Genomic DNA, 11093 nt, shown 5'->3' with positions numbered 1-11093 from the left:
CCCCCCCCCCCCCCCCCCCCACCCCCCACACTACCCACCCCCCCCCCCCCCCCCCCCCCCCCCCCCCCCCCCCCCCCCCCCCCCCCCCCCCCCCCCCCCCGGGCTCCTACAGAGTGCAGCGTTAGTGAAATCGCTAACGCCGGCAAGAATCGGGTCAGATGACGTGGGCGCGTTGCAGCTCGGTCAAGGACAACGCCTTGAGCTGGGCCAGCAACGGATCACGCCGGTCACGCGGGTGCGGTAAATCCACCGCGAGTTCCTGACGAATACTGCTCGGCCGGTTGTCCATCACCAATACCCGATCACTTAAATACAGCGCCTCATCCACATCATGGGTCACCAGCAACAACGCGATGGCATGGTGCGCCGCCAGTTGCAGCAGCAAGTCCTGCAGTTTCATGCGGGTGAAGGCATCCACCGCACTGAACGGCTCATCCAGCAGCAACACCTGCGGGCGCGAATACAAGCCGCGCGCGATGGCCACGCGCTGCGCCATGCCGCCGGACAACGCCTTGGGCAGGGCCTGGGCGAAGCCCTTGAGGCCGACTTCTTCGATCAATTGCGTGACCCAGGCTTTGTCATAACGGTCGTCATCGCTGAAACCGATGTTCTGTTCCACCGTGAGCCAAGGCATCAGCCGGGGTTCCTGGAACACGAAAGCGACCTCGCCCTCAGGGCTGCGTAGCTCACCTTGATAGTCCTGCTCCAACCCGGCCACGATCCGCAGCAGTGTGCTTTTGCCGCACCCACTGGGACCCAGCAGGCTGACGGCCTCACGCGGTTGCAAGGCCAGGCGCACCTCCTTGAGCACGGTGGTGGTGGCGAAGCTTTTGCGTTGAACATGGATCTGCAACAACGGTTGGCTGCTCATTGCTCCGCTCCTTGGCCATTGAAGGTGTCGCGCCACGCCAGGCAGCGTTTTTCCAGCGCCGCCAACAGGCCGTCGGTGATCTTGCCGAGTACCGCCAACACGATGATGGCTGCCAGTACGATGTCTGGCCGTGAGGTTTCCCGTCCGTCACTGAGCAAATACCCCAGGCCCTTGGTGGCGGCGATCAACTCGGCGGCCACCAGGAACATCCACGCCAGGCTCAAGCCACTGCGCAACCCGGTAAACAGACCGGGCAGGGCGGCGGGCAACAGGATTCGCCGTACCAGCCGGCGCCTGCTGAAACCGTACATCTGCCCGACCTCCACCAGCTTGCGGTCGATGTCGCGGATCGCCGCCACGCCGTTGAGGTACACCGGGAAAAACGCGCCAATCGCGATCAGTACGATCTTGGAGGTTTCATCGATGCCCAGCCACAGCAGCAACAACGGTACCCAGGCCAGGCTCGGGATCGAGCGCAGCCCGGCGAAGGTCGGTTCCAGGTAGGCTTCGGCCTCGCGGCTCAGGCCGACCCAGGCGGCAAACACAAGGGCCAGCCCGGCGCCGATGGCAAAGCCCAGCAGCACCCGCAACAGGCTGGCGCTGATGTGTTTCCACAAGGCGCCTTCGGCGAGGTCGGTGAGGGTTGCCGCAATCTCGCTGGGCGCAGGCATCTGGTACGACGGCAGCCAACCCACACGCACCACCACCTCCAGCACCAGTAGGATCAGCACCGGCAACACCAGCCCCTTGAGGCGGCGCGGCCACGCGCTGCGGTTAATCACTACCGGCGCGGCAAGGGGCAGTGCTTGGGTTTTGCCTGTCATGGTGCGTTCCTCAGTGGCCGAACGAGGTGTCGATCAACTGGTCGATCACCTGGTCCACATTCACGCCTTTGCGCACCAACTCTTCGGACACCAAAATCGGTGCAGCCGCCTTGGACGCCACCACATCCTTGCTGCTCAGGAAGGGCGTGCTCAGGTCGGTACGCGACAATTGCAGCTTGGCCACTTCCAGCGGCAGGCCGGACTCGTCGGCGAGTAACTTGGCGAATTCATCCGGGTGTTTCACCGCCCAGTCGCGAGCTTTTTCATAGGCACCGAGTACCTTGGTGATGGTCTGCGGGTGCTCCTTGGCGTACTTCTCGGTGACGCTGACCACGCCGTAGCTGTTGAAGTCCTTGTTGCGGTACAGCAGGCGCGAACCGGCCTGGATTTCGCTGGCGGCCATGTGCGGGTCGAGGCCGGCCCAGGCGTCCACGTCACCTTTCTCCAGCGCGGTGCGGCCGTCCGGGTGTTGCAGGTGCACCAGCTCCACATCGTCTTTTTTCAGCCCAGCTTTTTGCAGGCTGCGCAGGGTGAACAGGTACGGGTCGGTGCCCTTGGTGGCGGCGATTTTCTTGCCCTTGAGGTCGGTGACGCTCTTGAATGGCGAGTCCTTGCGCACCACCAGCGCGGTCCATTCGGCGCGGCTGTAGACGTACACCGATTTGATCGGGCTGCCATTGGCGCGGCTCAACACCGCCGACAGGCTGGCCGACGAGGCGAAGTCCACGCCACCGCTGTTCAGGTACTCCAGCGAGCGGTTGCTGCCCTGGCTCAGTACCCAGCCGACTTTGCTCTGCGGCAGTGCCTGCTCCAGCCAGCCGAAATGCTTGAGCACCAGGCTCACCGGTGAGTAGTAGGCGTAATCCAGGTTGACTTGCGCGGGGTCGGTTTCCGCGGCAAATGCTTGGGGTTGAAGGCACAAGGCGAAGGCGCACGCGCCGAGTAAACGTGTGGTGAAGAGGGTCATGGAACAGCTCCGGGCTACATAAGCGAACAAGGCGTTGAGAGAAGGCTTTTTCTTATATTCAGAAAACTGAATCGGCATGTTCCATCATGCTTTATAGGAATATGCAGTCTCTGTGCCAGCTCGCCCGGAGGCGCATTTGCGGGGTTTTACACGGTAGATGCTGTGATGGAAGAGGGCAGAGTGTTGATCCGCTGTTGGCAGGCAAACAGTTTGCATATAGCTTTGTGGAATAAATAAAGAGTTATATATTCCTTTTAATGTCTTCTGTGTTGGCGCATTTTGAGGGCCTGCGCATTCGTGCGGATTGACCCAACAGCCAAAAGGAAAGCCGACATGACCATCAAAGCGATCAACGTGCGCAACCAGTTCAAGGGCGTGATCAAGGAAATCCTGCTGGGGGAAGTGGTGTCTGAGATCGACGTGCAGACCGCGTCCGGTATCGTGACCTCGGTGATCACCACCCGCTCGGTGCGTGACCTGGAATTGAAGGTGGGCAGTGAAGTGATTGCCTTTGTGAAGTCGACTGAAGTCTCCATCGCCAAGTTGTAAACCCCAATATCCAAAACCCAATGTGGGAGCTGGCTTGCCTGCGATAGCGATGTACCTGCCGACAAAAATGTCGACAGTGACTCCGTCATCGCAGGCAAGCCAGCTCCCACATTAGGGTGTATCAGTCTGTCAGGTGGTCAGATGATTTTCGCGCCGCTGCCTCCCGGTGGATGGGGTTGCGGTTTCTCCGGCGGGGCGTCCGACGGCAGTTGCTTGGGCGGCGTGTTCGGGTCTTCGTAGTGCTTGTGCAAGTCGCCATCCAGCCGATTGCTCGACGAGCCACCTTTTTGTGGCGTTTCGTCGAAGTGTTCCCATTCCGATTGCTGGAAGCGAAAGATACTGTCGTCGGTCGGTGTATCGCGGCCGCCGTAGTGGTGGATTTCGTAGTGGGCGTACTCGACCTTGTCAGCCCAGTTGTCCTGCAACAGACCGTCGCCGGCCAGGTCGCGGTACCAGTCGTTTTCCTTCTCGGTGGCCTTCTGCTTTTTGTTGTGGTCGACAAAGTAGCCGATGATCCCGCCCACCACCGCCAGTACCACACCCACCAGGAACAACGGCCCGGTCAGCGCCGCCGCCGTGCCTGCGCCAAACAGTGCGGCGGCGCCCAGTACCCCGGCCGAGGCGCCGAATGCACCGCCCGCCACTTGCAGGCCACCGGCCGCCTGGGCCAATGGGTCTTTGCTGTCGACACCGCTCTTGATCGCCAGGGCGCCCAGCACGATATCGGCAAACCCCCCGGCGATGTCCGTCGCCGGGCCGAGCACCTTGATCACCGAACCGGCAATCTTGGCTGACTTGGACGCGCCCAGCTTGGCCGCGCCCGCGGCGGCCAGGCCGTCGTCCAGGTGAGTGGCCAGGCCTTCGGTGGCCTCGGTGACGGCTTTGTCGCCCTCGCCGAACAGCTTGGAAATGCCGTCGTATTGGCTGTCGGGCACGGCGTCGAGAGCGGTAGCGATCTTGTTCTTGACCTCGGTGGGCAACTCGCTGGTGCGGAACTCGAAGTTCGGCTCCTGCAGGCCGGTCTTGCCCCAGATTTCCGGCAGGGTCTTGTCCAGCCCAAGGAAGTCCACCAGGCCGCCTTTGCCCAGGGTTTCGCCGATCTTGTCGCCCAGGCGCACAAAGTGGCTGGAGCCACCGGCGAAGCTGAGGAAGTCCTTGGCGATGGTCATGCGCTGGGCCGGGGTTTCACCCAGCTTGCCGCCTTTGCCCACCAGTTGGTAAATCGCCGAGAACATGGTCACGCCCGCGCCCAGGGAGCCGAGAATGCCCTTGCTGTTGAGGGTGTGGAACACCTCGCCGAGCATGCCGCGATCAGCCACCGGGATATAGGGCTTGCTCAGCGCGGTCTTGAGGTCGGCTTCGCTGATCACGCCGTTGTTCTTGTAGACCTCGCCGAGTTCTTCCAGGGCCTTGGTGACGGCGGAGGATTTTTCCTTGCCTTCCAGGCCTTCGTTGAGGAATTTCTCCAGGGTTTCCTGGGAGCGGCGCGGCAGGTCGAGCAACGTGCCCTTGAGCACGCCCTTGAGCAGGCCGAACAGGTCCTTGGTTGCCAGTTCCTTGTTCTCGTCGGAGATCTTGCTCGGGTCCGAGAGGATCGCATTGAGGTCGGTGGTCAAGCCGTCGGCCTGGATGTTCTGCGCAGCTTTGCTTGCAGCTTCCGGGTCGAACAGCGACAACGAGGTGAGGGTGTCGCTGAGGTCCTTTTGTGCCTCGGAGGTCTTGCCCTGGTCTTGCAGGTCCTTGAGGTACAGCACGTAGTCCGGGTTGGCGGTGAGGTCCAGCAGCTTCTGCTTGATCTCGTCCTTGTTCGGCAGTTTGTTGATGGCGTCGTCCATCTTCGACTTGTAGTCGGCCTGCACGGTCGGGTCTTTGAACAGCTCGCCAATCTGTTGCTGCACGGCCTTGCCGTCGATGATGTCGTGCATGTCGGCCGAGGTCAGCTCGGTCTGCTTGTCATCGAACTCACGCCAGGTGGTGTTGAACGGGCGTCGCGCTTCTTCATAGCCAGTGATGCCATGGCCGTTCTGGTAGGCGGCCTGGGCTTCCAGGGCGCGGACCAGCTTGGCTCGAGGATCGTCCTTGGGAATCGAGCCGTCCTTGACGCCGGCGCGGTAGGTGTCGATCAACTGGGTGGTGGCCAGTTCGCTGACGCTGAGGGTCGGCGACTTGTCGTCCTTTTCATCGGCGTGCACGCCGGTGTCCATGTTCAGCACGTCGAGGTCGCCGGCCTTGGGCAGGTTGTGCTTGCTGCGGGTGTCGTCCACCGCGCCGGCGCTGAAGGCGTCCCACTTGGCCTTGACGTCGTCGTAGAGCTGCGGGCTCAGCTCCTTGGACACGATGACCTTGCCTTCGCTGGTTTCATAGCGGATCAGGCCGTCACCCAGTTCATCCGGGGAGCCGAAGGTGATGTCGGTGTTTTTCAGGAAGTCATTCGGCCCAGCCAGCTTGTAGCCGGCGTCTTCGCTGGTGTGGATCTTGTCCCACGTGTCATGGGCGGTCGCGACGTTCTTGAACAGCTCGGGGCTGACGTCGGACGACACCACCACCTTGGTGCCGTCGTGCAGTTCGTAGGTGAGGATGCTGTCTTTCTGATCGTTGTTCCAGCTGAAGGTCTTGTAGTCGTTCAGCCCTGGAATCGGGGTGTTGGCATCGGCGAGCACCGCGCCGTTGTTGAGTTCGCCTTCGACCACGGCTTTTTTGTCCGGGTGGGTGTAGACCTCGTGCAGGCCGGCCAGGTAGTCGAACAGCTTGGGGTTGTCGTCGCGGGCCACGACCATTTTCTGGCCGTTGCTTTCAAAGCGGATCAGGCCCGGGCCCACTTCATCTTCAGGGCCGACGGTGGTGCCGGCGTAGGGCGGCCACACTTCGTTGTCGCTGGCACGCTTGTAGCCGGCGTCTTCACTGCTGGAGAGGCCCATGAAGCTTTCGTAGTCGTTCTTGGCTTTCTGGAACGCTTCGGGGTTGTCGCGCTGGCTGACGACGAACTTGCTGCCGTCCTGGGTCTCGTAGCGGATCACGCCCGGGCCGGTTTCATCCGGTGGGCCTAGGGATTTGTAGTCGGCGAGTTTTTCCGGGGCCGTGGCGTCGCCGCTAAGGCTTTGATAGCCGGCATTCTGGCTGGCGACCACGCCGGAGAGTGCCTTGAAGTCTTCGCTGACCTGCTTGAACAGGTCCGGGCTGTCGTGCTCGCTGACGATGACTTTCTTGCCATCCTGGGTTTCATAGCGGATCAGCCCGGGGCCGACCTCGTCGGGTGGGCCGATGGCCTTGTAGTCGGCGAGGGCCGGCGGCGGTGTGGCGTCCTTGGCAGCCAGTTCATAGCCTTGCTGCTTGCTGGCATCCAGCCCTGACGGCGTCTTGTCCTGGGCCTCGACCTTCTTGTTGGCGCTGTTCTTGAGCAGCACATGGAACGCTGCGCCGGACTTGGGCGGCGTGCGGGGAAGGGCTTTGGGGTCGGACGTACGATCGAGGGGCTGTGTCGTCATGCCATGGAACTCCTACTGTTACCGGTGGGACGTAGCGGTAAAAACAGTAACAGCAGGGGTTGGGCACTCGTTGCGAAAAGTTGTGAATTAGGCCTGGCGGTGGCGCAGCGCCTGCTCCATGCGTTGCAGGCCTTCCTCCAGCATCGACCGCGGGCAACCGAAGTTCAGGCGCACGAACTGCTGGCTGTCATCACCGAACTCGATACCGGCGCTCAAGCCGACCTTGCCCTGTTCGAGGAAGAACTGCTGCGGATCGTCCAGGCCCAGGGCGCTGCAATCGAGCCAGGCGAGGTAGGTGCCTTGTGGTGCGTGCATCACCACGCCCGGCAAACGGGTTTGCACGGCGTTCAACAGGTAGTCGCGGTTGGCTTGCAGGTACTGCACCAGCGCATCCAGCCACTCGCCGCACTGGCTGTAGGCGGCGCGGGTGGCTTCCAGGCCCAGGGGGCTGACGCTGTCGACCATGCCGCAGCGTGCGTTGTTGAAGCGCTCGCGAATGTCAGCGTTCTGCACCACGGCGAAACAGGTCTTCAGGCCGGCCACGTTGTAGGCCTTGCTCGCCGACATCAGGGTGATGGTGCGCTGGGCGATTTCCGGGCTGAGGCTGGCAGTAGGGATGTGGCGACGGCCGTCGAAGCACAGCTCGGCGTGGATTTCATCACTGATGATCAGTGCGCCGTTTTCCAGGCACGCGTCGGCCACGGCTTGCAGCTCTTCGCGGGGGAAGACCTTGCCCATGGGGTTGTGCGGGTTGCTCAGCAGCAGCGCGCCGGCGCCCTTGAGGGCTTCGCGCATTGCAGGCAGCGGGGTGTGGTATTCGCCGTCGATCAGCTCGAACGGCACTTCGATACGCGGCAGGTTCCAGTGGCTGGGCGCCAGGCGGATCGGGCGGTAGTTGGGGGTTTGCAGCACCACCGGTTGGCCAGGTTGCACAAAGGCATGCAAGGCCATGTTGAAACCCGGCTCTACGCCGGGCAGGAACAACAGCTCTTCGGGCAACACGCGCCAGGCGTACTTGGCCCACAGGTCTGCGACGATGGCGTCGCGCACATCCGGGCCGGCCACGCTGTAGCCCAGCACTTGCTGGTCGAGGCGCGCGTGCAACGCCTTCAGGATGGCGGGTGGCGCGGCGATGTCCATGTCGGCGATCCACATCGGCAAAACGTCTTGCGGGTAACGGTTCCACTTGGTGCTGCCGGTGCCGAGGCGAGGGTGGATCGTGTCGAAATCAAAGCTCATGGAGAGGCTCGTGTCAGGGAGGCGGGCAAAGAATGGCGCCGATTCTAGCGCCATTAATTTTATAGGCCAGTGCTGATTGCCTCCGACAGTTGCCGATGGGCCTGCTCGACGGCCCGTTTGACCGCGTCTTCACCCCGCACCATGGCGCCCAGGTAGACGAACTCCACGCTGCGGATCCCCACCGTGGCGAGGATGGCGGCCATGTAGGGGGTGAGAAAGTCCGGCTCATGGCCCTTGCGCGAATTGCCGGAACTGACCAGCACGAAGGTGCGCCGGTCGTCCAGCAGGCCGACTTTTTCAAACTGTTCATTGACCGTGAAACTGCGCTGGATACGCACCACATGGTCGATCCAGGCCTTGAGCGCGGCCGGCACGGTGAAATTGTGCACCGGAGTGCACAGGATCAGCAGGTCGCAGGTTTCCAGTTCAACGATCAACTGCTCCGACAAGGCCGTGGCGTTTCCACTCAGCCCGCCCGCGTTGGTCAAGGCATTGGCGTACTCGCGGGTCAGCGGTGGCAGCGCCTGGCCGCCATAGTCGCGCTCGATGACCTCAGCCCCCGGCACCAGGTCCTTTAAGAAGGCCCGGGCCAGCTTGAAGGTGTGCGCGGCCTTGCCGTGGGGGCTGAAACTGAGGAGCAGGGCGCGGGTCATTGGCTCAGGTCCTGGGAAAAATGCATGCCCTTGGGCAACAAGCCCTGGCGGAAGTAGAAACGCTGGGCCAGGGCCATGTGCATGCCGGTGTCCAGGACCAGGTAGCGATAACCCAGGGCGCGGGTTTCTTCGCGCACGCGGTCGAGCAACTGTTCCCCCAGGCGACGGCGTTGCAGCGCGGCGTCTACCACCAGGTCATCCACGTAGATGAAGTGGCCATACAGGGTGTTCTCGGTGTGCCGGTAGCCGATCAGGCCGATGACCTTGCCGTTCTCGCAGGCGGCCAACAGGTGGTAGCCGTTCTGCCGCTGGCGCTGGACTTGCCGGGCAAACGCTGGCGCATCCGTGAGGTGCGGGCGCAGCTGCTGCATCACGGCAAAGCTGGCGAGGCAGTCGGCTTCGGTTTCCATGGGGGTGAATTCGACGTGCTCATTCATGGTCGAGGTTCTCCAGGTGCGCCTTGATCGCCGCCGGCACTTTGCGAAAGCTGATGGCGACGCGGTTCAGGGCATTCATCAGGGCAATCGCCAGGGTCAGGTCGGCGATTTCCTTTTCGCTGAACACTGCCGTGGCCTCGGCGTAGTCGGCATCGGGGATCTGGGTCTGCGCCACTTGGGTGACCGTCTCGGCCCAGGCCAAGGCGGCTTGCTCACGTGGGGTGTACAGCGGCAAACCCTCGCGCCAGGCCGCCAGCAGCATGATTTTTTCCAGGCTCACGCCCAGCTTGAGCAGGTCGCGGGAGTGGGAGTCCAGGCAGTAGGCGCAGCCGTTGAGCTGCGAGACGCGCAGGTACACCAGGTCGATCAGTTCTTTTTCCAGGCCGCAGCCGTGGACATAGCTGTGTACTGAACCCAGGGCTTTGTAGCCGGCAGGGGCGGCCAGGGCGTAATCGAGGCGGTGTTTCATGGTGCGATCCTTGTGTTCGTCAGGGGGTGCGCCATTTTCGGCGGCCGCTGCCGCGCTCGACAGGGGCATGATTGGACAAGTGGGTTGGGACATGATCAGACTTCGCCTTGTCTTCCCGCCGAGCCCGATTGCGATGTCGTCACTGCCCAAGTACCAGGAAATCTACCGGCGTTTTCGCCTGGCCATCGACCAGGGCCAACTGCGCCCCGGCGAGCGCGTGCCGTCGGTGCGCGCATTGGCCCAGGAACTCAAGGTGGCGCGGGGCACGGTGGAAACGGCGTACCAGTTGCTGGTCAGTGAAGGTTTTTTTGAAGCCCGTGGGCAGGCGGGCACGGTGGTTGCCGAATCGCTGGCGCAGTTGGCGTTAAAACCCGTGCCGGTGCCGGCCCCTGTCACCTGCGGCCCGCGCCCCCTGCAAATGGGCCTGCCGGCACTGGATGCCTTCCCGCGCAAACTCTGGGCGCGGCTGGTCACCCAGCAAGTGCGCCGCACCGACGCCGACAGCCTGGCCATGGGCGATGTGTGTGGCGTGCAGGCCCTGCGCGTGGCGATCGCCAGCTACCTGGCGCTGTACCGGGGCGTGGAGTGCGCGCCTTCCCAGGTGTTTGTGTGTGCGGGGTATTCGGGGGGCTTGGCGTTATTGTGCGATGCGTTGGAGATGGCGGGGCAGCGTTGCTGGTTCGAAGACCCGGGGTATCTGCATGCGCGGCAGTTGCTGCAGCACAAGGGCGTAGAGCTGGTGCCGGTGCCCGTGGATCAAGACGGGCTGGATGTTGAGCAGGGTATGCAGCGTGAGCTTCAGGCGCGGCTGGCGATTGTCACACCGGCGCATCAGAGTCCCCTGGGCGTAGCGCTGAGCCCGGCGCGGCGTCAGGCCTTGCTTGGCTGGGCGCGGGAGCAGGGCAGTTGGGTGGTGGAGGACGACTACGACAGTGAGTTCCGCTATCGCGGCCAGCCGCTGGCGGCGCTCAAGAGTCAGGATGCCGATGATCGGGTGATCTATGCGGGCAGCTTCAGCAAGATGCTGTTTCCGGGGTTGCGCCTTGGCTACCTGGTGGTGCCGGTGGCGTTGGTCGAGCCCTTTGAGCGCAGCGCCCGGGTGTTGCAGCAGCGCAGTGCGCAATTGCTGCAGCTGACGGCGGCGGACTTTTTGGAGCAGGGGCATTTCACGCGGCATTTGAAGAAGATGCGTCAGTTGTATGCGCAGCGGCGGGGGTGGTTGGTGGCGGCGTTGCAGGCGCATTGCGCGGAGTTTCTGCGGGTGGATGAGCAGGCCGGCGGGATTAACTTGCTGGCGCGGTTGTTGGTGGACGTGCCCGATGCGGTGGTGGCCCGGGCAGCGGGTGAGATGGGGTTGGGGGTGCAGGCGTTGTCGGGGTGGACGCTGGAGGCTGGGGGTGGGCAGGGGGTGTTGATGGGGTTTACCAATTTGTGTACGGCTGGGGAGGCGGTGGCGGTTGTGTTGGTTTTGAAGGGGGTTATATCCGGAATTTAGGTGATGGCTACTTATGGTTCCGCCCTTACGGCGGGTCACTTTTGGAAAAGAGCCCGGAATGCCGGCCCAGCCAAAAGTAACCAAAAGGGCTCTTGCCCCAACAC

The 11093-nt window shown here is 62.8% G+C and carries 10 protein-coding genes; 2 read left to right on the top strand and 8 right to left on the bottom strand.

The features are described from left to right. Nucleotides 1–154: 154 nt before the first annotated feature. Genes AC07SU_RS30415 through AC07SU_RS30405 form a run of 3 tightly spaced genes read right to left on the bottom strand, consistent with a single transcriptional unit; the run spans nucleotide 155 to nucleotide 2662 of the window. Nucleotides 155–871, bottom strand: a complete 717-nt coding sequence (locus tag AC07SU_RS30415; RefSeq protein WP_494999208.1) for an ABC transporter ATP-binding protein — start codon at nucleotides 869–871, stop codon at nucleotides 155–157. Next, a complete protein-coding gene (locus tag AC07SU_RS30410) occupies nucleotides 868–1695 on the bottom strand; it encodes an ABC transporter permease (protein ID WP_494999207.1) in 828 nt (275 codons plus the stop codon). The genes AC07SU_RS30415 and AC07SU_RS30410 overlap by 4 nt, the downstream gene beginning before the upstream one ends. Nucleotides 1696–1705: 10 nt before the next feature. Continuing rightward, nucleotides 1706–2662 carry an aliphatic sulfonate ABC transporter substrate-binding protein gene (locus AC07SU_RS30405; RefSeq protein WP_494999206.1) on the bottom strand — a complete coding sequence of 319 codons (957 nt, stop codon included), beginning with the start codon at nucleotides 2660–2662 and terminating at the stop codon, nucleotides 1706–1708. Nucleotides 2663–2995: 333 nt separating this feature from the next. On the opposite strand from AC07SU_RS30405, the gene AC07SU_RS30400 reads away from it, so the two are divergent. Further along, nucleotides 2996–3211 (top strand): TOBE domain-containing protein, encoded by a 216-nt coding sequence (locus AC07SU_RS30400; RefSeq protein WP_003173733.1) that lies wholly within the window; start codon nucleotides 2996–2998, stop codon nucleotides 3209–3211. Between the two features lie 137 nt (nucleotides 3212–3348). On the opposite strand, the gene AC07SU_RS30395 is transcribed toward AC07SU_RS30400, so the two are convergent. The 5 genes from AC07SU_RS30395 to AC07SU_RS30375 form a co-directional block, all read right to left on the bottom strand. Beyond that, nucleotides 3349–6696 (bottom strand): hypothetical protein, encoded by a 3348-nt coding sequence (locus AC07SU_RS30395; protein WP_494999205.1) that lies wholly within the window; start codon nucleotides 6694–6696, stop codon nucleotides 3349–3351. A gap of 87 nt (nucleotides 6697–6783) precedes the next feature. Continuing rightward, the gene (locus AC07SU_RS30390) at nucleotides 6784–7935 is read right to left on the bottom strand and encodes a MalY/PatB family protein (protein ID WP_494999204.1); all 1152 of its coding nucleotides are present in this window, start codon (nucleotides 7933–7935) and stop codon (nucleotides 6784–6786) included. Nucleotides 7936–7994: 59 nt separating this feature from the next. Continuing rightward, entirely contained in the window at nucleotides 7995–8588 is a 594-nt protein-coding gene (locus AC07SU_RS30385; protein WP_494999203.1) for an FMN-dependent NADH-azoreductase, read from the bottom strand. Beyond that, nucleotides 8585–9025 (bottom strand): GNAT family N-acetyltransferase, encoded by a 441-nt coding sequence (locus AC07SU_RS30380; protein ID WP_494999202.1) that lies wholly within the window; start codon nucleotides 9023–9025, stop codon nucleotides 8585–8587. The genes AC07SU_RS30385 and AC07SU_RS30380 overlap by 4 nt, the downstream gene beginning before the upstream one ends. After that, nucleotides 9018–9494, bottom strand: a complete 477-nt coding sequence (locus AC07SU_RS30375; RefSeq protein ID WP_494999201.1) for a carboxymuconolactone decarboxylase family protein — start codon at nucleotides 9492–9494, stop codon at nucleotides 9018–9020. Before AC07SU_RS30375 ends, AC07SU_RS30380 begins: the two co-directional genes overlap by 8 nt. A 133-nt stretch (nucleotides 9495–9627) precedes the next feature. Between AC07SU_RS30375 and pdxR the strand changes: the two genes are divergently transcribed. Further along, nucleotides 9628–10989 (top strand): MocR-like pyridoxine biosynthesis transcription factor PdxR, encoded by a 1362-nt coding sequence (pdxR, locus tag AC07SU_RS30370; protein ID WP_494999209.1) that lies wholly within the window; start codon nucleotides 9628–9630, stop codon nucleotides 10987–10989. Nucleotides 10990–11093: the final 104 nt, after the last annotated feature.

The organism is Pseudomonas sp. GW821-FHT05H12, from assembly GCF_059419385.1.
This window is presented reverse-complemented; position numbering and strand designations above follow the sequence as displayed.

What these genes read in the sequence shown, in the direction of transcription:
- AC07SU_RS30415 (WP_494999208.1), bottom strand. Translation starts at nt 871, where the DNA reads ATGAGCAGCCAACCGTTGTTGCAGATCCATGTTCAACGCAAAAGCTTC.
- AC07SU_RS30410 (WP_494999207.1), bottom strand. Translation starts at nt 1,695, where the DNA reads ATGACAGGCAAAACCCAAGCACTGCCCCTTGCCGCGCCGGTAGTGATT.
- AC07SU_RS30405 (WP_494999206.1), bottom strand. Translation starts at nt 2,662, where the DNA reads ATGACCCTCTTCACCACACGTTTACTCGGCGCGTGCGCCTTCGCCTTG.
- AC07SU_RS30400 (WP_003173733.1), top strand. Translation starts at nt 2,996, where the DNA reads ATGACCATCAAAGCGATCAACGTGCGCAACCAGTTCAAGGGCGTGATC.
- AC07SU_RS30395 (WP_494999205.1), bottom strand. Translation starts at nt 6,696, where the DNA reads ATGACGACACAGCCCCTCGATCGTACGTCCGACCCCAAAGCCCTTCCC.
- AC07SU_RS30390 (WP_494999204.1), bottom strand. Translation starts at nt 7,935, where the DNA reads ATGAGCTTTGATTTCGACACGATCCACCCTCGCCTCGGCACCGGCAGC.
- AC07SU_RS30385 (WP_494999203.1), bottom strand. Translation starts at nt 8,588, where the DNA reads ATGACCCGCGCCCTGCTCCTCAGTTTCAGCCCCCACGGCAAGGCCGCG.
- AC07SU_RS30380 (WP_494999202.1), bottom strand. Translation starts at nt 9,025, where the DNA reads ATGAATGAGCACGTCGAATTCACCCCCATGGAAACCGAAGCCGACTGC.
- AC07SU_RS30375 (WP_494999201.1), bottom strand. Translation starts at nt 9,494, where the DNA reads ATGAAACACCGCCTCGATTACGCCCTGGCCGCCCCTGCCGGCTACAAA.
- pdxR (WP_494999209.1), top strand. Translation starts at nt 9,628, where the DNA reads ATGTCGTCACTGCCCAAGTACCAGGAAATCTACCGGCGTTTTCGCCTG.